We start from the raw sequence: 17,846 nt of genomic DNA, 5'->3' as shown, positions 1-17,846 counted from the left end.
CTCCGCTTCCTTCATCACTCGTCGCTCGCTTGTCAGTCGGCCAGATGGACGTCGAAGAGGTCCTCGGGTTTGGGCAGATCGGTGAGATCCGTCGGGTCGAGGTCCCAATCCCTGTCCTTGCAGGTGAGCTTCGGCAGCACGTCGTCCCCGGCATCCTCGCCGAGGGGTGGAAACGTGCAGAGCGGCTCGATCACAGCGGTGGCGTGGGCTTTCGAGAACGTGTTCTCCGTGCCGGGGACGATCGAGTCTCCGACCGGTTTGTCGCTCTCGACGCTGACCTCGTAGCTCAAAGGGGGCCCCGGTATCGACTGGCACCCGGACCCGGTCATGTGGGCGTGGTTCTGGCCCGCGAGTTGGTCTGCCCGCCCGCACGAGTCGACGAGTCCCGCCACGGTGCCGTCGAAGATCTCCTGCCACTTGGTCGGGTCGAGTACGTTCTCCACCCACTTGCCCGCAAGTTGGTCCCGGGCGTCCTGGGCCGCCGCGAGCGCCGCCGCGTCGGCGGCCGTCTGGGTACCGCCCCGGTTCACCGCGGCCTGGCCGACCGCGACGTAGGCGAACGCGAGAAAGAGCAGACCCGCCACCACCGTGATGTAGATGGGGAAGGCCTGCCCTGCGTCGCTGTGCCTACGCGGCCGCATCAGGTACCGGTTACCTCGGTGATCTTCGTCGTGATCGCGTCGTAGATCGACTTGCCGATGTCCGTACCAGTGATCGCCAGCACGATCGCCACGACCACCGCGATGATGCCCAGGTACTCCACCGCGGTCTGGCCCTTGTCGCTGCGGGCGGCGCGAGCCTGAAGGTACGTCACGGTGGTGTTGATCCAGTTGCTCATGCTGTTCCCCTCCGAGTGACGCGTTACCGGCTTCCTCGTCGCCGGTGCCGCTTTCGACATGAGAACGGTATGCCCGAATCAGCGGCGCGTCAGAGGGTCCCAGGGCCCAAAATCGGGCCCAATCGGAGTCCCGTCCTTCGCTCTGGGCCCGTCCGTCGCCGAACCGGGGCCGTGGGCCCGGCAGTTGGGTCCCTCGTCGCGGTGTCACGCGTCACCCCAGCCCTCGGGCCGAACCCGGCGCCGTACCAAGCCACTTGGCGGCGGCCTCGGAGCGGCTGGTGCTGTGGAGCTTGGCGAAGATGCGGTTGATGTGGTTCTTGACGGTCTTCTCGGAGATGAAGCAGGTGGCGGCGATCTGCTGGTTGGTCATGCCGGACGCGATGTGGTCCATGATCTCCGCCTCCCTCGCGCTCAGTTGGAACCGTGACCTGTCCAAGGATGACTGTCTCACAGGTGGTTGCAATCGCGAAAGGGTTTCTGGTGAATTCAAGCGGGAGCGAGGCATCAAAGGGGTTGTTCCATTTGCAGCCGCACCTAGTTGAGACTCGTAGGAGCCCAGGCCCTCGGGCAGTGGCGGGCCGGTTCGCTCCTCTCGTAGCTGTGCCAGCAGTGCGCCCGCCGCCGATGGCGTGAAATGGGCCCTGCCCTGCCTGATGTCCCTTACGGCGGCGACCAGTTCGTCCGCCGTGAACTCGCCGTGGACCAGATAACCGCCCGCCCCGCGCCGCAGCGCCTCCCGGACGATCTCCGACTCCCTGCTGTACGTGAGCATCACGACCGGGGCGATCCGTACCAGGTACGGCAGCGCCGAGATGCCGTCCACGCCCGGCATACGGACGTCCAGCAGGATCACGTCGGGGCGGTGGAAGTGGGCCGCCTCGTACGCCTCTCTGCCGTCCGTCGCCTCCGCTACGACCGTGATGTCCGCGCGGCCCGACAACAGGGCCGTCAGGCCGGCGCGGACCACCGGGTTGTCGTCGGCCACGACGACCCGGAGGGGTGAAGTCGGGGCCGGTCGCGGGAAGTTGCCGAAGGGGTTCGGTGGCGGCTGGGGAGCACCGGGGTGGGGCGTCGTGGGGTCCGGCATGGCTGCCTCCTCTCAGAACTCTCAGGTCTCTCAGGTCGTTTGTGTGTGTGGAGGGTGAGTACGGCTGTGGGTCGCTTACCTCGTCAGGGCTCCCAGGGGGAGTTCCAGGCGGACCTCCGTGCCCGCGTCGTGGCCGCCCCTGCCGATGCGGATACGGGCGCCGACCGACGCCGCCCGCTCGACCATGCCGACCAGGCCGAAGTGGCCCGCCCTGCGCAGCTGTTCCAGGGTGGTGCCGGCGGGCAGGCCGCGGCCGTCGTCGTAGACGCTGATGCGCAGGAGGTTGTCGTGGACCCCGGCCTCCACGTCGACCTTGGTGGGGGTCGCGTGGCGGTGGGCGTTCTCCATCGCTTCCGTTGCGATGGTGAGGAGTTGGCGGGCCACGGCGGGCGGGACCGGCGGTACGCCGTGTTCGCCGGTCGGGCGGTAGGTCGTGGGCAGGCCGGTCCTGGTGCTGAAGTCCCTTGTGCGGGCAGCAAGTTCGACCAGTACGTCCGTGCCCTCGTCCGGGTCGGCCTCGCGCCGTAGGTCCGCCAGGAGCTCGCGGGATTCCGCCGCCGCCCTGCGCGCCGAGCGGGCCACCAGTTCCGCCTGTTGTCTGATCAGGGTCGGGTTCATGTGGTCCGCGCCCGCCGAACCGGCCAGGCCGTCCGCCGCGAGTGCCACGCCGTGCAGGGTCTTCGCCACCGAGTCGTGCAACTCCCTTGCCAGGCGAGCTCGTTCGGCGCCTACCGCCTCCGTTACGGCTAGCCGGGCCTGGACCGTCGTCAGCGCGGTCGTGGCTTCGCCGAAGCGGAGCATCAGCTTGCGCAGGGTCACTCCCACCGCGCCGGCGATCACACACAGGCCGGGGAGCAGGAAGAACTGCGCCACGCCCTTGTGCGCGTCCGCCGCGGCGGTCTGAGCCAGCGCCAGGATCAACGCCTGGAGGCTCGCGAAGGCGGCGGCGCCTCGCCAGCCGTAGACGATGCCGGCGAGGAGGGGGGTGCAGACGCTGACGTAGGCGAGCGTGCTGGTGGGCCCTGCCGAGATCAGGAGCAGGGAGCCGAAGAGGGTGTCTACGGCGAGGAGGGAGGGGTGGCGTAGGAGCAGGGGGCCGAAGCGTTCCCAGTCTCGGAACAGGGCGTAGGAGGCCATGAAGGTGACCACTACTGCTGCGCCTACCAGGCGGGTTGCTACGCCGGGGGTGGCGTTGAGGAGGGCGGAGGGGGCGGCCAGGGCGATCATCGCCAGGCGGAAGCCGAAGACCTGCCTGCACATTGCCTGCAGCGCACTGATCTGGATGGGGAGGGCCACTCCCCGGCCTTCGGCCGGGATCGTGTTCCCACCCGCACCACCCGTTTCGCCTTCGTTGTCGGGTGCGGGTGGCCCCTGTGGGGTGTCCTCGCCGTCGGCGGCCAACCGTTCCAGACCCGGCTGTGCCGGCGGCCTCGGTACCCCCGGGAGTCGACCGCCCACCCGTGGCCATCCCGCCGGCAATGCCGGCGTCACCGAAGTCACCGGAATGTCCGACGCCCCCGACCGCACATGCTCCGGCAAGACCGTCCCCGCCGGCGGTGTCGTGATCTCCGTCGGTCTGGGGCGGCGGCGCAGCAGTCCCGTACGTGCGCGTTCGTCCGTGGTCGCCATCGGTCAAGTCGCCCCCGTCCCCGTCTACTTGCCCGTGAGGGTGCTGAAGTCCGTGCCGGAGCCGAGCAACAGCCCCGCGCCCAGCAGCAGCAGCGTGGCCGGGACCATGAACGTGGTGATCATCATGGTGGCCTTGGGGACCGCGCGGGCCGCCTTACGACGGGCGTTCTGCGCGTCCGTGCGGCGCATGTCCTTCGCCAGCGACACCAAAGTGTCCACGATCGGCGCCCCCAGCTCCTCCCCCTGCTGCAACGCCGTGACGAACATGGCGACTTGCTCGCTGTCGTTCCGGCGCCGGAGCTCGGCGAAGGCGGCGCGGCGGCTCATGCCCAGGTCCATCTGGCGGAGGGTGATGCGGAGTTCGTCCGCCCACGGCCCTTCGTATTTCGAGGCGACGCGGTCCAGGGCCTGGCGGAAGCCCAGGCCCGCGCTCACCACCACCGCGAGGACGTCGAGGAAGTCCGGCAGGGTCCGTTCGATCACGTCCTTGCGGATGCGGATCGCCGACCAGATGCCGACCTCCGTCCAGAACGCGCCGAAGGCGAACAGGATGAGGGCGACGATGTAGTGCCCTTCGAGCAGCATCAGCAGGCCGCCGAAGCCGCCGAGGAAGCCGTAGACCGCCCGGCGGGCCGCGTAGCGGTCGATGGTCAGGCCGCCGGGGTTGCCCGCGAGGTCTATCTTGCGGCGGTACTTGGCGACCATCCTGGGGCCCATCAGGCGCAGGACCATCGGGGCGTAGCGCATACCCATGCGGTCGATGAGGGAGTCGACCGCGCCGGTGCGGGTCGCGCCGACCTCCAGGGCCAGGACGAGGTCGCTGGGGAGTTTCGCGTCCGCCCGATACATGCGGATGCCCGCGAAGACGCCCCACACGCTGAGGCCCATCACCAGGCCGAGTACGAGTGCCACCATGTCTGCTCTCCTCCCCTCAGACGTCGATGCGGGACAGCCGGCGGATGAGGATGAAGCCCACCGCGTACAGCCCGAACGCGATGATCACGCAGGCCTGGCCGATCGGGGAGCCCGTCATCCGTTCCAGGGCGCCGGGTTTGACGCCGTCCATCAGGAAGAGGGCGCCCACGCCCATCACCGGAACGGCGTACGCCGTCATGTTGACCTGGGAGAGCTGGGTGCGGACCTCGCGGCGGGTCTCCTTGCGTTCCTCCAGGGTCTCCGTGAGGTTGCGCAGGGCGCTCACCACCTGGCCGCCCGCCCGGTTGGAGAGCACCAAGGTCGTTACCAGGACGACCAGTTCGCGGGACGGGAGGCGGTCCGCCAGTTCGCTCAGTGCGTCGTCCATGGAGGCGCCCACCGCCAACTGGTTTGCCACCTTGGCGAGTTCCTCCCCGGCCGGTGCCTCCAGCTCCTCCGCCGCCATGCTGATCGAGGTGCGCAGCGCGAGGCCCGCGTGGGTGGCGTTGGCCATGATGCGGGCCAGTTCGGGGAGTTGGTTGATGAACTTCTCGATGCGCTTCTGGCGTTGCCAGTTGAGGAACTGGAACGCCACCCCGATGCCCAACAGGCCCGCTATCGGCCCGAAGAAGGGGGCGAGCGAGGCCTGTCCGATCAGCCAGAGCGCCGCCACCGTGCCCAGCATGTAGACGAAGAACTCACCCGGCGTCATGTCCAACCCCGTTGCCGCAAGGCGCAGTTCGAGCTGCCTGCCGAGCCGCGTACGGCGCAGTCTGCGGTCCAGGTCGCGGAAGCGGCGGACGCGGCCCACCTGGATCTGGCCGGTCGAGGAGAGGCGGTCGACCAGAGCCGCGCGCTGCGCCCTGCCCGTGGCGTAGGCGTGCACGCCGGCGACACCCAGGACGCAGGTCAGCAGGGTGACGCCGGTGGTGAGCGTGACGATCGTCTGGAGATCCATGGGGTCGGTCCCTACCTACTGGCTTCTCTGAGGGCGAGCTGTTCCGCGGTGTGGGCGACGCCGAAGGCCTGCGGGAGGGGCTGGCTCGCCATGTAGAGCCGGTCGGCGGTGCGGCGGGAGAGCGGGAAGTACTCGAAGGTGCCGTAGACCCGGCCGTCGGCGGAGATGGGCTGCGGGCTGAAGCGGGCCACCGTCGCCAGCCGGTACGGCTCGCTGCCGTGGCTGTCGAGGAGGGCGATCTCGGTGATGCGGCGGGCGCCGTCGGCGAAGCGGGTGAGTTGGATGATGACGTCGATGGCGCTGTTGATCTGGTCGTGCAGGGCTTCGAAGGGGACCTCGACCTCGGACATGGACGCCAGCGTCTTCAGGCGCATCAGCGCGTCCTCCGCGCTGTTGGCGTGGACGGTGGCGAGTGAGCCGTCGTGGCCCGTCGACATCGCCTGGAGCATGTCGAGGGACTCGCCGCCTCGGACCTCACCGACCACGATCCGGTCGGGGCGCATCCGGAGGGAGTTGCGGACGAGGTCGCGGATGGTGACCTGGCCCTTGCCCTCGACGTTCGGCGGGCGTGCCTCCAGGCGGATCACGTGCGACTGCTGGAGCTGGAGTTCGGCGGAGTCCTCGATGGTGATGATGCGCTCGGTCTCCGGGATCAGGCCGGAGAGCGCGTTGAGGAGGGTCGTCTTCCCGGTGCCCGTCGCGCCCGACACGATGATGTTGAACTTCGCGTGCACCAGGCCCGCGAGGAGATACAGCATGTGCTCGTCCAGCGAGCCGAAGCCGACCATCTCCTGGAGCGTGAAGGAGCGCGGGAAGCGGCGGATCGTGAGCGTCGCGCCCGTCAGCGAGAGCGGCGGGATGATCACGTTGACGCGTTCACCGGACGGCAGTCGCGCGTCGACCATCGGATTCGACTCGTCCACGCGGCGGTTGACCGTCGACACGATCCGCTCGATGGTCTGCATCAGCTGGTCGTGCGAGGGGAAGCGGAGCGGCAACTGCTCGACCCGGCCGCCCCGTTCGACGAAGATCGCGTCCGGGCCGTTCACCATGATCTCGGTGATCGACGCGTCTTCGAGGAGCGGTTCGAGTATGCCGAGGCCGAGCGCCTCGTCGACGACCCGGCGGATCAACTGCGAGCGCTCGACGGTCGAGAGGACCGGTCCCTCACGGCTGATGATGTGCCCGAGCACCCGCTCCAGCCGGGCCCGTCGCTCGGCGGCGGCCAGCGCGCTCATCTCCGCGAGGTCGATCTCCTCCAGGAGTTTGGCGCGGTACGTGGCGACCATGTGGCCGTCCTCGCCCCGATGGCCGTTCTCCTCGGGATGGTTGACTCGTTCCCGCAGGCCCATGAGTGCTGTGCTCCTTGCTCCGCGTTCAGTGGTCGAGCGGCATGGTGGCGGTCTTGCTGGCGTCTCCGAAGCCGTCGTAGCCGGGGATGACCGACGGGATGTGGATGGTGGCGGTGACCGTGACCGAGTCGTCGCCGAACGACGCCGGGCAGCTGACCGAGAGCCAGTCGCTGACGGCCTCGCTGCACGCCGGCTGGGCACCCTGTCTCAGCGAGGCGCTGCGCGCTCCGGCCCGGGCCGCCGTCCCCGCCTGCTCCGCGGTGTACGCGACCAGCCCGAGCTGCACCGCCGCCAGCGTGACGAGGAGCAGGACCGGGATGAATCCGAGGTATTCGATGGCGACTTGACCGCGGTCGCGCGCTCGGAGGCCGTGGAACATGTCAGTCCTTCGCCTCCTCTACGGCGCCCGCGTGGCCGTGCACCGTGAAGGGGAAGCCGATCGCGCCCGGGAAGAGGACGGGCACCTTGAGGTCGACATCGGCCGTGACGAAACCCGTGCCTCCGCAGGTCACCGTGGCGTCCCCCTTCCACGGGCCGTCCAGCTTGTCGAGACCGGCCTGTTGGCAGGCGGCCTCCCGATCCCCCGGGGCCGCGGCCGTCCCCGCCCGCACCGCCTCGTCCGCAGCATTCCCCGCGAGCGTGAAGGTGTACCCCAGCAGCACGAACTGCCACATCAGCACCAGCGTCAGGATGATCAGCGGGGTCATGCCGAGGAACTCGATGGTGACCTGGCCCCGGTCCCGCTCACGCCAAGAGATCACAGCCATACGCACGTTCGTCCCCCGTTCACTCTCTCCGGCGCCGGAAGCTCACCGAGCCGCGGTCGCCGCCGCCTCGCAACCGCCCGCTCTTCTGGGCGACTTCGGGGACCTTGACCAGTCCGAGTTCGCCCGCGAGACCCCAAAGGGCCTGTTTCACCACGCTCTTGTTGTCGAGTTCGTGGAGGCGGCCGGCGTCCACCGCGCCCTGGAGTTCCTTGAAGTTGGCGGGGATCGCGGTGGCGGCGACCGCCGTTCCGGTGATCCGCTGGATGAGGGCGGGCTGGATCTCCGTACCGCGTGTGTACCGGTTGACGACGATGGTCGTCTCCTCGGCCTTGCGGATCTGCAGCCGGTCCCACATGCGGACGGTGCGCTTCGCGGCGCGTACGGCGACCACGTCCGGGGTGGTGAACAGCAGTGCCGTGTCGGCCATTTCGACAGCTGCCGCGCTCGCGCCGCTCATCTGGGCGCCGCAGTCGATGACGACGACCTCGTAGCGGGAGCGCAGCGCGCTGACGATCTGCCGGGCGGCCCGGTCGGTGACCTCCTCGCCGCGCTCGCCCTCGCCGGGGGCCAGCAGCAGCGCCATCCCGGTGTCGTGCCGGAACACGGCGTCGGCCAGTACCCGGGGTGAGATGTCGGTGATCGCGGCGAGGTCGACGACCGAGCGGCGGAACTGGACGTCCAGGTAGGAGGCGATGTCCCCGGTCTGCAGATCCATGTCGACGAGCGCGGCGCTACGTCCCGACGCCTGGGCGGCGAGGGCGAGTTGGATCGCGGCGAGGGTCGCGCCGACCCCGCCCTTGGACCCGCTGACCGTGACGACGGTGCCACCGACGCCGGTGAACACGTCGCCGCCGTGGCCCAGATGGCGCCGTACGCCCACCGACCAGGCGGCGACGGCCTGGACGCGGTTGGCCAACTCCTCGTAGCTCAGCGGGAGGGCGATCAGGCCGCGGGCGCCGGAGTCCATGGCGGCCTGGAAGAGGCCGGGGCTGGCGTCCGTGGTGACGAGGATGACGCCGACCGCGGGGAAGCGCAGCGCGACCTCGCGGACCAGCTCCAACGCCGGGACGGGACCGATGCGTTCATGCACCACCACGACCTCGGGCAGCTCGTCGACGGACTCGGCGGCGAGCCGGGCCAGGGTGTCGATGAGCTGCGTCGAGTCGGCCACCGGGGCCACCGGGTCGGCGTCCGGGAGCTGACTGAGCAGGGTCGTGATGGCGCGGATGGCGTCCGCGTCTCCGACCGCCGGAAGAATCCTGGTGGGCATACGGGCCTCTCACTTGTCCTTCGCGAGTTCGTACGTCCGGTCCTGCTCGGGCACGGTCGTGGCGCCACCGGGTGCCACCAGCGCGAGCCGCACCCGCTCGGCGAACGACTCGGCGTAGGTGATGCGTTGGGCGTCGAGCGTGGAGAGCGCGAAGGTGATCGGTACGCCGTCGGTGGACGTCTGCTGGTTCTTGTCGCTGTTGCTGCCGGGGTCGAGGGCGGTGATGTGGCCGACGTCGATCACCTTCGCGTTGGTCACGATGATCTTCGACTGGTCGGGGTCACCCGCTTTCGCGCCCTCGAAGGTGGCGTAGACGTTGACCGTCGAGCCCGGGGTGATCTTGCCGGCGACGCCGGTCGCCGCGTCGATCATGATGGCGACCTCCTGCTGCCCGGGCTGCAGGGCCGGCTGGTCGACGATCATGTCGGTCTGGAGCAGGGAGCCCGCGCGCAGCGTGGTCACGGCGATCTTGCCCGAGATCTGCCGCAGATCGGTCACGGCGTTGTCCGAGAGCCATCGCTTGGGCATCTCGATCTTCTTGAACTGGGCGGCGGTGAGGGCCGTGTACGGCGCCACGTTGTCCTTGACCTGGTACGCCGCGACCTCGGGACCGACCTTGGACTTCACGTCACGGATGACGGAGAGGACGCCGGCGAACGCGCCGAGGGCGCAGATCACCGACAGGAGCAGGAGTATCACGCCGCGGCGCTGACGGGAGTTCATGAACCGTACGACCTCATTGGGGGATATCGGTCAAGCGGAGACGAGCGGATCGAGCGGATCGAGCGAGAGGGAACCGGGTCTGGCGGATCGTGTGCTGTAAGCGTGTCCTGTGTGTTGAGGACTTATCCGCTCGATGTTTGGTTCTCGTGAACGGGCGGTGTGGCGGAGCAGAAGACACAACGGTCGCCGATGACGTCGATGCCGCACCAGTGGCACACGGACTGCCGTACAGAGGTGACCAGTTGGTACAGCACCGACAGGTCGGGCAGATAGGTACAGAACTCGATCAACTTGCTCGTGCCCCACCAACTCACCGATTCGGCGGGCAGAGTGGCCTCGCGCAGCCCCATCGCGTTCCACGCCGGGGCGAGGGTGGTGCCGATCCAGTCGGACTGCAGCTGCCCCTTGGCGACCAGCATCCAGGTGGCGAACTCCGGCCCCTCCAGGGTGACTCCGGGAGCGATCCGGACCAACTGCGGCTCGGGGTGGGCGATCACCGCGAACTGACTGCCGGGCACCCAGGACTTGGCGTGCTGCTTGAGGCCGACGGGGACCCGGTCCAGTTTGGTGACCGAGCCGAGGACCGCGCCGGCGTGGATGTAGTGGGTGAGCAGCCGGCCGGCCGAGGCGAGCACGCCGGGACTGAGGTCGCAGGTCGCGAGCTGCCTCAACTGGCGGGCCAGGACGGCGAGTCCGAGAGGGGGCAGATTCGGACGGAACAGGGCGATCCGGTCGCTCTCCAGGATGGACCGGATCGTGTGCAGCCGTCGGTCCACACCCTCGGACACGGCCTGCGAGGACACGACGACGACATGCCCGTGCTGGTCGATCAGGGCCTGCATCTCCGACAGCGCCTGGTCCAGCGGTCGTTGATCGAGGTCCCGCAGGACGACGGCGGGCAGGGTCCGTTCGTCCTGTGCTGGCAGCGCCATGTCGGCGCTGGTCACGGCAATGGCAGTTGGCACGCGCAGCTCCCCGTCTCACGCCTGTCGGCCCACCGGCATTACTCCGGCACACCGAGTTGACTTCATTGCGTGACTACCTCAGCACTGTAACCACGCCCCTGTGACCGGAGAACAGCGTTTCTGTAGCTGTGCGGCAACTGTCATCGCACACAACGCGCCAAAACGGGACAGGTCGAGCATCCGATCGCGACGGGAACGCCGAGATCCGAGTCGGCGAAGTTGGTCTGGACCTCTTGACATCAGATTGGTCTGGACCAACTCTGGGACTCCCAGCGGTGGCCACCGTCGGCACAGTCACAGTCACAGTCCCCTCCAAACTCCCCCACCGGAGGCATCAGTGGACCGCGCACCAGGCACGCCCGTCCTCAGGAAAAGACGTCTGTGGGCCGGGGTCGCCATGGCCGCCCTCGCCCTCTCCTTCGCGGGCACCGGCCAGGCGTCCGCCGCCGACATCAACAACGCCAAGAACGCCGGCTTCGAGTCGGGCCTGACCAACTGGACCTGTACGGCGGGCAGCGGCACGACCGTCTCGTCCCCGGTCCACAGCGGCGCCTCCGCGCTGAAGGCCACCCCGGCCGGCCAGGACAACGCCCAGTGCAGCGAGTCGGTCGCGGTGAAGCCCAACTCGACGTACACGCTGAGCGCGTGGGTGCAGGGCGGCTACTCCTACCTGGGCGTGACGGGCACGGGCACGACGGACGTCTCGACCTGGACGCCCGACACATCGGCCTGGAAGCAGCTCTCGACGACGTTCACGACGGGCGCCTCGACCACGTCCGTCTCGGTGTACACGCACGGCTGGTACGGCCAGGCGGCGTACTACGCGGACGACATCTCGGTCTACGGCCCGGACGGCGGCGGTGGCAGCGACCCGGCCCCCACTGTCCCGGCGACCCCGACGGGTCTGACGGTCCCCTCGACGACCTCTTCCTCGGTCTCCCTCGCGTGGAGCGCGGTGTCGGGAGCGACGGGCTACAACGTCTACCGCAGCGGCACGAAGATCACGGCGGTGACGGGAACGTCCGCCACGATCACGGGACTTGCGGCCTCCACCTCGTACTCCTTCCAGATCACGGCGACCAACTCGGCCGGTGAGTCGGGCAAGTCGACAGCGGTGACGGGCACGACGACGGCGACGGGCGGCGGCGGAAACGGCACCCTCCCGAAGCACGCGGTGACCGGCTACTGGCAGAACTTCAACAACGGCGCGACCGTCCAGAAGCTCTCGGCGGTCTCCTCCCAGTACGACATCATCGCGGTGGCCTTCGCGGACGCGACCTCGACGCCGGGCGCGGTCTCCTTCACGCTCGACTCGGCCGGTCTCGGCGGCTACACGGTCGACCAGTTCAAGGCGGACATCGCGGCCAAGCACGCGGCCGGCAAGAAGGTCGTCATCTCGATCGGCGGCCAGAACGGCACGATCTCGGTGAGCGACTCGACGTCCGCGACGAACTTCGCCAACTCGGTCTACTCCCTGATGCAGACGTACGGCTTCGACGGCGTCGACATCGACCTGGAGAACGGCATCAACGCGACCTACATGACACAGGCGTTGAGGTCCCTCTCCTCGAAGGCGGGCTCGTCCCTCATCATCACGATGGCCCCGCAGACGATCGACATGCAGTCGACGTCGAACGCGTACTTCCAGACGGCCCTGAACATCAAGGACATCCTCACGGTCGTCAACATGCAGTACTACAACAGCGGCACGATGCTGGGCTGCGACGGCAAGGTCTACGGCCAGGGCACGGTGGACTTCCTCACGGCCCTCGCCTGCATCCAGCTCCAGGGCGGCCTCTCCCCGTCCCAGGTGGGCCTGGGCCTCCCGGCCTCGACCAGCGCGGCCGGCAGCGGCTACGTCTCCCCCACCATCGTGAACAACGCCCTCGACTGCCTCACCGCCGGCACCAACTGCGGCACCTTCAAGCCGTCGAAGACGTACCCCGACCTCCGGGGCGCGATGACATGGTCGACGAACTGGGACGCGGCCGCGGGGAGTTCGTGGTCGAACTCGGTGGGGGCGCATGTGCACGCGCTGCCGTAGCGACCGTAGCGAACCGTGGTGAACGAGGAGTGCGACCGAGCTGTCGGGTCGCACTCCTCGGCGTCGGGCCGGTCAGTCCTTGTCGTCCGCGTTCTCGGCGAGCTTCTCCACCAGCCCCCGCGCCTTCTCGACCCCCGTGTCGATCTGCTCGCTGTGCTTGCCGTCCGTCTTCTCGTCGATGAGGTCACCGGCCTTCTCCAGCCCGTCGGTGATCTTGTCACCGTGCTCCTCGGCGATCTCCTCGGCCTTGTCCTTGAGCTTGTCCAGGTCCCGCAGGTTGTCGAACACGACAGTTCCCCCTCGCCGCAACGGCCTTGCCCGGTCAGGGACATGGTCCGCACGACGGACCCGGAGAACAAGGTGGCCCCACCCCGAATGCCCCGGCGGGCGGAGGTGCGGGACGGGCGCGTTCGGGGCGTACCCGTCTCGCGTCAGTCTTCCGTGCAGTACGACGGCGCGGCGGGCGCCGCCGGAAAGACCGCCTCCCCGTCCAACCACCCCTGAAGCCGCTCGGCCAGGGTGAAGTCCTCGGGGAACAGCGCCTCTCCGTGCCACGGACACCGGGCGTTGGGGTCCCACCCCCACATCCGGCCCTCCGGGGTGCTGAAGTCGACGAGGGACCAGATCGCGCAGCCCCACGTCAACAGCGGTACGACGGAGGGCGGGTAGCCAGGGGTGCTCCGGCGCCAGCCCCGGTACTCCGCGACCAGCAGATCGGCGTCGCTGTACCTGTACGGCTCGTCGGCGAGAGACAGCGCCTCGCCCCAGCGGCCGAACCCGCCGTCGGCGACCTCCAGATAGATCCGCTTGAGGAGCGGCGGCATCGGATACCCCACCGCGGCCTCCAACTCGGCCACGGCCTCCGGCGGTGCGGTCGGCGGCCGTTCGCCCGCCGGGTAGCGCTCGCGGATCGCGTGGATGATCTCGTCCTCGGTCATACCGACATTCGTAGCAGCCGCCACTGACAACGCGGCCGGCACGAACTGCCGCCCGAACTGCGGCCCCAACTCCCGCGTCACGGCCCGCCGGAGGCCATCGGCCCGAACGATCGAACCGACCCGATCGGCCCCGCCGATCGAGCCGACCTGAAACATTTCTGTGAGCCCACCGCATCAGTACAAGTGAGGGCGGTGCCGGAACCGGGACCGCCGGGGCAGGGGGGATCAGGCATGAGACGACAGGAACGTGCCGACGCGTACGAGGAGTTCGCCGCCGCGCGCGCCGGGCATCTCTACCGGTCCGCCTGTCTGTTGACCGCCGGGGACACGCATCTCGCCGAGGATCTGGTGCAGGAGACCCTCGGCAAGCTGTACGTCGGCTGGGGACGGCTCTCCCGGGTCGGCAACCCCGCCGGGTACGCCCAGACCGTCCTCACCCGTACCTACCTCGCCCATCAGCGGCGCCGCAGCAGCACCGAGCGCGCCACCGACCTGCTGCCCGACCTGCCCGACCCCGGCGCCCCGGGCGCGGACACGCCGTTGCGGCTGACCCTGCTCCAGGCCCTCTCCCGGCTGCCCGCAAAAGACCGGGCCGTGGTCGTCCTGCGGTACTGGGAGGACCGGTCCGTCGAGGAGACCGCCGACGTCATGCAGGTCAGTTCGGCCGCCGTACGCACCCGGTGCGTCCGCGCGCTCGGCCGGCTGCGGGAGCTGCTCGGCGAGAACCTCGACGAATACGCCCGCCCCTGAACACCCCCGCTCCTTTCGTCCCTCACGTCATCCCGCCTGCCAACTCCCTTACGCGAAACGGTGGTCCGCCATGCCCGACGCCCAACACAGCGACCTCCTCGACCCGTTCGAGGAACGGCTCACCGCCGGTCTGCACGACGCGGGCAACGCCTTCGAGACCGACCGCGCCGCACTCGTCACCGCCGGCGCCCTCAAGGGACGACGGCACCTACTACGCCGCCGGAACGCCGCCGTCATGGGCGGCGCCGCCGGTATCGCCCTCGTCGGCGTCGGCGGCGCGCTGCTCCTGCCGAGCGGAGACCCCGCCAAGGCACGGGGTTCCGCGGCCACTTCCACCCTCGCCTCAGCCTCCGCCCCCACCCCCGTCTCCGCCGAGACCCTGACCCGTACGCTCGAACACCAGCTCGTCGTCGGCAGGGGCGGCACCTACGGCGAGTTCACGAAGATCGAGGCCCGTGGCACGGACGAGGGACTGTCGCCGTACGTCCGACTCGTCTTCAACGACGGCAAGGGCGCGGCGGCCGTCAGTCTCACCATGGACCGGATCCAGCCGGGGAGCGACGACGCGCGTCAGATCACCACATGCCCGGGGAAGGCGTTCACGCACTACGACGCGTGCGGCACAAGCAAGTTGGCGGACGGGTCGGTGGTCATGGTGCTTCAGGGGTACGAGTATCCGGACCGCCGGGTGGACACCAAATGGTGGAACGCCGAACTCGTCACCCCGCAGGGCCAGCACGTGAGCGTGAACGAGTGGAACGCCGCCGCCGAGAAGGACGCGCCGATCACCAGGCCCCAACCGCCGCTGTCCGCGGCCCAGTTGAGGAAGGTGGCCGCCTCGAAGGTCTGGCGGGACGCGATCGACGCCATGCCGGTGAACCCGAACTCACCGACCACACCGTCGAGTTCGAGCACGGGCGCCGCCGTGTCCGTCACCTCCACGCTGCGGACGCTGGTGCCGAAGGGCCTCGCGGTGTCCGAGGCCGGCGACCCCGGCGACACCGGGTTCGGCTATCTCGTCGTCGACGACGGCAAGGGCAAGACCCTCGTACAAGTCAACGTCCAGACGGACATGGCGGATGTCGAGGGCGAGCTGTTCGGCTCCGACGCCGAGGTCCTGTCCGACGGCACGAAGGTCGCCACGCACCAGGGACCGGGCGAGAAGGGCGGTACCGGGGTCGTGATGTGGACCGTCGACACCATGCGGCCCGACGGAAGCCGGGTCGTCGTCAGCGCGTTCAACTCCGGCTCCCAGGACACCGCCGCGACCCGCAAGTCCCCGGCCCTGACCATCAAGCAGCTCCGGGAGATCACCCTCAGCCCGAAGTGGCGGTAATCCAGCCAGCGACTTTTGACGCCCTTGACCTGACCATGCCAACACATCAACATAGGCGGCACACAGGAACGCTCACGCGAACAGCTCACCCGAGCACCTCACGCGAACACCCCACCCGCACGCCGTACTTCACGCACGTCGCACTGAAACACCCCCCACCTCCAGCAAGGAGATTTCATGCGACTCCGAATACGCGGCTCAGCCCGAAGCGGCACCCGTAGCGGCAGACGCACCGCCGCGCTCGCCGCCCTGATGGCCCTCGCCCTCGCCGCCCCCGTCACGGCGGCCACCGCGTCCAAGGCCACCGCCGACAGCACGCGCCAGGCCGCTCCGGCCGCGGACGACATCCGCCAGTACGAGATCCACGTCGACCACAACACCCCGGTCACGCGGACGGCCATCGCGGCGGCCGGCGTCACCGTGGACGAGTCCGACGAGGAGACCGTGGTCGTCTCCGGCCGCGCGGCCCAGATCGCGAAACTGCGTCAACAGGGTTACACCGTCTCGCTGTTGGGCTCCGCCCCGGACCGCTCCTCGGCCGCGGACACCGCACGGCTCCTCGACTTCCCCTCGGCCGACGCGAAGTACCACAACTACGCCGAGGCGAACACGGAGATCGACCAGCGGCTCGCCGCCTACCCCGGCATCATGAGCAAGAAGGTCATCGGCAAGTCGTACCAGGGCCGGGACATCGTCGCCATCAAGGTCAGCGACAACGTGGCAACCGACGAGAGCGAACCCGAGGTCATCTTCACGTTCCACCAGCACGCCCGCGAGCACCTCACGGTGGAGATGGCGCTGTACCTGCTGCGCGAGTTGGGCGCGGGCTACGGCACCGACTCCCGCGTCACGAACATCGTGAACAACCGCGAGATCTGGATCGTGCCCGACCTCAACCCGGACGGCGGCGAGTACGACATAGCGACCGGCGCCTACCGGTCCTGGCGCAAGAACCGCCAGCCCAACTCCGGTTCCAGTTACGTCGGTACGGACCTCAACCGGAACTGGAACTACAAGTGGGGCTGCTGCGGCGGCTCTTCGACCTCGACCTCGTCCGAGACCTACCGGGGTGCGTCCGCCGAGTCGGCGCCCGAGGTGAAGGTGGTCGCCGACTTCGTACGCAGCCGGGTCGTCGGCGGGAAGCAACAGATCACCGCGGGGATCGACTTCCACACGTACAGCGAACTCGTGTTGTGGCCGTTCGGGTACACGTACTCCGACACGGCGACCGGGATGACGGCGGACGACGCCGCCGCGTTCAAGGCGGTCGGGCAGAAGATGGGCGCGAGCAACGGGTACACGGCCGAGCAGTCCAGCGACCTGTACATCACGGACGGTTCGATCGACGACTATCTCTGGGGCAGTCAGAAGATCTTCGACTACACCTTCGAGATGTATCCGACGTCCAGTTCCGGGGGTGGGTTCTACCCGCCCGACGAGGTGATCGAGCGGGAGACCTCCCGGAACCGGGACGCGGTGTTCCAACTGCTGGAGAACGCCGACTGCATGTACCGGTCCATCGGCAAAGCGGCCCAGTACTGCGGCTAACCAGCCTTGTACTGCGGATGGTCAGCCCTTGTCCTGCGGTCGGCTAGTCCTCGCGGACCTCTGCCTCCGCCGCGGCGAGCGCCGCCTCGTCCACCTCGGCGGACTCGTCGTCCTCGTCCTCGGCGCCGTCGTCGAAGTACGCGTCGAGGACCGCGTCCAACTGCGTCTCCCACTCGGTGAACCGGCTCCTGGCCGCCGCCTCGATCTCGATCGGGAACCAACGGCGGTCAGGAGTGTGCACCGTGATGGTGAACCGCTTGCCGAAGCGCGGGGTCTCGGTCTCCACGGCACCGATCTCGTCCCAGCGGAACTCGCACGCCTGGTCGTCCAGGCGCAGTCGTACGCCCTTCTCGTCCGCGACGATCTCCGCACGACGGTCGGACGCCTCGAAGACCGGCCCGTCGGACGATTCCTCGTCGGCCTCGTCATCGGCCTCGGACTCGTCATCGGCGTCCTCGGCAACGGCCTTCTCGGCCTCCGCCTCGGACTCCTCGGCCTTCTGGACCGACGGCTTCTCGCCCTCGGACTCCGCCGGCTCCTCCGGTGTCGCCGGCTCCTCGGCCTTCGCGTCCTCGGGCTCCGCGCCCCGCGGCTTCGCGTCCCCCGGCTTACCGGAGGACACGGCGGGTGCGGTGAGCCCCGGGATGAAGGCCGGGTCGAAACCGGCACCCTTCACGGGCTCGCCCTCCAGGGGCTGGCTGCTCGAACCTATGCGCTGCTCCACAG

General features: G+C 69.0%; 19 protein-coding genes. 4 read left to right on the top strand and 15 right to left on the bottom strand.

Annotated features, from left to right (window positions below; genetic code table 11):
- Nucleotides 1-32: 32 nt before the first annotated feature.
- From OG588_RS32080 to OG588_RS32025, 12 genes are all read right to left on the bottom strand, one after another.
- Nucleotides 33-641 carry a pilus assembly protein TadG-related protein gene (locus OG588_RS32080; RefSeq protein WP_405950298.1) on the bottom strand — a complete coding sequence of 203 codons (609 nt, stop codon included), beginning with the start codon at nt 639-641 and terminating at the stop codon, nt 33-35.
- Nucleotides 641-838: a Flp family type IVb pilin gene (locus OG588_RS32075; RefSeq protein ID WP_266861509.1), complete on the bottom strand. Its 198-nt coding sequence runs from the start codon at nt 836-838 to the stop codon at nt 641-643. The genes OG588_RS32080 and OG588_RS32075 overlap by 1 nt, the downstream gene beginning before the upstream one ends.
- 211 nt (nt 839-1,049) lie before the next feature.
- Entirely contained in the window at nt 1,050-1,925 is an 876-nt protein-coding gene (locus OG588_RS32070; protein WP_405950297.1) for a response regulator, read from the bottom strand.
- Between the two features lie 75 nt (nt 1,926-2,000).
- Complete coding sequence (locus OG588_RS32065; protein ID WP_405950296.1) at nt 2,001-3,554, bottom strand: histidine kinase; 1,554 nt, start codon at nt 3,552-3,554, stop codon at nt 2,001-2,003.
- Between the two features lie 24 nt (nt 3,555-3,578).
- Nucleotides 3,579-4,469 carry a DUF5936 domain-containing protein gene (locus tag OG588_RS32060; RefSeq protein WP_405950295.1) on the bottom strand — a complete coding sequence of 297 codons (891 nt, stop codon included), beginning with the start codon at nt 4,467-4,469 and terminating at the stop codon, nt 3,579-3,581.
- Between the two features lie 16 nt (nt 4,470-4,485).
- On the bottom strand, nt 4,486-5,427 hold the full coding sequence (locus tag OG588_RS32055) for a type II secretion system F family protein (RefSeq protein WP_405950294.1): 942 nt from the start codon (nt 5,425-5,427) through the stop codon (nt 4,486-4,488).
- 11 nt (nt 5,428-5,438) lie between these two features.
- Nucleotides 5,439-6,779 carry a CpaF family protein gene (locus OG588_RS32050; protein WP_019055898.1) on the bottom strand — a complete coding sequence of 447 codons (1,341 nt, stop codon included), beginning with the start codon at nt 6,777-6,779 and terminating at the stop codon, nt 5,439-5,441.
- Between the two features lie 25 nt (nt 6,780-6,804).
- Nucleotides 6,805-7,158, bottom strand: a complete 354-nt coding sequence (locus OG588_RS32045; RefSeq protein ID WP_405950293.1) for a TadE/TadG family type IV pilus assembly protein — start codon at nt 7,156-7,158, stop codon at nt 6,805-6,807.
- Nucleotide 7,159: 1 nt separating this feature from the next.
- A complete protein-coding gene (locus OG588_RS32040) occupies nt 7,160-7,546 on the bottom strand; it encodes a TadE/TadG family type IV pilus assembly protein (RefSeq protein WP_405950292.1) in 387 nt (128 codons plus the stop codon).
- A gap of 19 nt (nt 7,547-7,565) precedes the next feature.
- Nucleotides 7,566-8,816, bottom strand: coding sequence for an AAA family ATPase (locus OG588_RS32035; protein WP_393035733.1), 1,251 nt, complete (start codon nt 8,814-8,816; stop codon nt 7,566-7,568).
- A gap of 9 nt (nt 8,817-8,825) precedes the next feature.
- Nucleotides 8,826-9,539: a Flp pilus assembly protein CpaB gene (gene cpaB / locus OG588_RS32030; RefSeq protein ID WP_405950291.1), complete on the bottom strand. Its 714-nt coding sequence runs from the start codon at nt 9,537-9,539 to the stop codon at nt 8,826-8,828.
- A 122-nt stretch (nt 9,540-9,661) separates the two neighbouring features.
- Complete coding sequence (locus tag OG588_RS32025; protein ID WP_405953262.1) at nt 9,662-10,471, bottom strand: hypothetical protein; 810 nt, start codon at nt 10,469-10,471, stop codon at nt 9,662-9,664.
- A gap of 430 nt (nt 10,472-10,901) precedes the next feature.
- Here OG588_RS32025 and OG588_RS32020 point away from each other — a divergent pair, with 430 nt between their 5' ends.
- Complete coding sequence (locus tag OG588_RS32020; protein WP_405953261.1) at nt 10,902-12,548, top strand: chitinase; 1,647 nt, start codon at nt 10,902-10,904, stop codon at nt 12,546-12,548.
- 72 nt (nt 12,549-12,620) lie between these two features.
- Here the strand turns inward: OG588_RS32020 and OG588_RS32015 are convergent, their stop codons facing one another.
- Together OG588_RS32015 and OG588_RS32010 are read right to left on the bottom strand one after the other, a co-directional pair.
- Nucleotides 12,621-12,836 (bottom strand): antitoxin, encoded by a 216-nt coding sequence (locus OG588_RS32015; RefSeq protein ID WP_405950290.1) that lies wholly within the window; start codon nt 12,834-12,836, stop codon nt 12,621-12,623.
- A gap of 143 nt (nt 12,837-12,979) precedes the next feature.
- Nucleotides 12,980-13,486, bottom strand: coding sequence for an SMI1/KNR4 family protein (locus OG588_RS32010; protein WP_405950289.1), 507 nt, complete (start codon nt 13,484-13,486; stop codon nt 12,980-12,982).
- Nucleotides 13,487-13,717: 231 nt separating this feature from the next.
- Here OG588_RS32010 and OG588_RS32005 point away from each other — a divergent pair, with 231 nt between their 5' ends.
- From OG588_RS32005 to OG588_RS31995, 3 genes are all read left to right on the top strand, one after another.
- Nucleotides 13,718-14,236, top strand: coding sequence for a SigE family RNA polymerase sigma factor (locus OG588_RS32005; protein WP_266861490.1), 519 nt, complete (start codon nt 13,718-13,720; stop codon nt 14,234-14,236).
- A 70-nt stretch (nt 14,237-14,306) separates the two neighbouring features.
- Nucleotides 14,307-15,572, top strand: a complete 1,266-nt coding sequence (locus tag OG588_RS32000; RefSeq protein ID WP_405950288.1) for a hypothetical protein — start codon at nt 14,307-14,309, stop codon at nt 15,570-15,572.
- A gap of 177 nt (nt 15,573-15,749) precedes the next feature.
- The gene (locus OG588_RS31995) at nt 15,750-17,120 is read left to right on the top strand and encodes a M14 family metallopeptidase (protein ID WP_405950287.1); all 1,371 of its coding nucleotides are present in this window, start codon (nt 15,750-15,752) and stop codon (nt 17,118-17,120) included.
- 43 nt (nt 17,121-17,163) lie between these two features.
- Here the strand turns inward: OG588_RS31995 and OG588_RS31990 are convergent, their stop codons facing one another.
- The gene (locus OG588_RS31990) at nt 17,164-17,844 is read right to left on the bottom strand and encodes a hypothetical protein (RefSeq protein WP_405950286.1); all 681 of its coding nucleotides are present in this window, start codon (nt 17,842-17,844) and stop codon (nt 17,164-17,166) included.
- Nucleotides 17,845-17,846 lie beyond the last annotated feature (2 nt).

It is taken from the genome of Streptomyces prunicolor, assembly GCF_045162825.1.
Lineage (GTDB): Bacteria > Actinomycetota > Actinomycetes > Streptomycetales > Streptomycetaceae > Streptomyces > Streptomyces prunicolor.
Note: the sequence above shows the minus strand (reverse complement) of the source record. Positions and strands in the feature narration are given on the sequence as shown.

Coding starts and splice junctions, on each gene's coding strand:
- OG588_RS32080 (WP_405950298.1), bottom strand. CDS start 641: ATGCGGCCGCGTAGGCACAGCGACGCAGGGCAGGCCTTCCCCATCTAC.
- OG588_RS32075 (WP_266861509.1), bottom strand. CDS start 838: ATGAGCAACTGGATCAACACCACCGTGACGTACCTTCAGGCTCGCGCC.
- OG588_RS32070 (WP_405950297.1), bottom strand. CDS start 1,925: ATGCCGGACCCCACGACGCCCCACCCCGGTGCTCCCCAGCCGCCACCG.
- OG588_RS32065 (WP_405950296.1), bottom strand. CDS start 3,554: ATGGCGACCACGGACGAACGCGCACGTACGGGACTGCTGCGCCGCCGC.
- OG588_RS32060 (WP_405950295.1), bottom strand. CDS start 4,469: ATGGTGGCACTCGTACTCGGCCTGGTGATGGGCCTCAGCGTGTGGGGC.
- OG588_RS32055 (WP_405950294.1), bottom strand. CDS start 5,427: ATGGATCTCCAGACGATCGTCACGCTCACCACCGGCGTCACCCTGCTG.
- OG588_RS32050 (WP_019055898.1), bottom strand. CDS start 6,779: ATGGGCCTGCGGGAACGAGTCAACCATCCCGAGGAGAACGGCCATCGG.
- OG588_RS32045 (WP_405950293.1), bottom strand. CDS start 7,158: ATGTTCCACGGCCTCCGAGCGCGCGACCGCGGTCAAGTCGCCATCGAA.
- OG588_RS32040 (WP_405950292.1), bottom strand. CDS start 7,546: ATGGCTGTGATCTCTTGGCGTGAGCGGGACCGGGGCCAGGTCACCATC.
- OG588_RS32035 (WP_393035733.1), bottom strand. CDS start 8,816: ATGCCCACCAGGATTCTTCCGGCGGTCGGAGACGCGGACGCCATCCGC.
- cpaB (WP_405950291.1), bottom strand. CDS start 9,539: ATGAACTCCCGTCAGCGCCGCGGCGTGATACTCCTGCTCCTGTCGGTG.
- OG588_RS32025 (WP_405953262.1), bottom strand. CDS start 10,471: ATGGCGCTGCCAGCACAGGACGAACGGACCCTGCCCGCCGTCGTCCTG.
- OG588_RS32020 (WP_405953261.1), top strand. CDS start 10,902: ATGGCCGCCCTCGCCCTCTCCTTCGCGGGCACCGGCCAGGCGTCCGCC.
- OG588_RS32010 (WP_405950289.1), bottom strand. CDS start 13,486: ATGACCGAGGACGAGATCATCCACGCGATCCGCGAGCGCTACCCGGCG.
- OG588_RS32005 (WP_266861490.1), top strand. CDS start 13,718: ATGAGACGACAGGAACGTGCCGACGCGTACGAGGAGTTCGCCGCCGCG.
- OG588_RS32000 (WP_405950288.1), top strand. CDS start 14,307: ATGCCCGACGCCCAACACAGCGACCTCCTCGACCCGTTCGAGGAACGG.
- OG588_RS31995 (WP_405950287.1), top strand. CDS start 15,750: ATGCGACTCCGAATACGCGGCTCAGCCCGAAGCGGCACCCGTAGCGGC.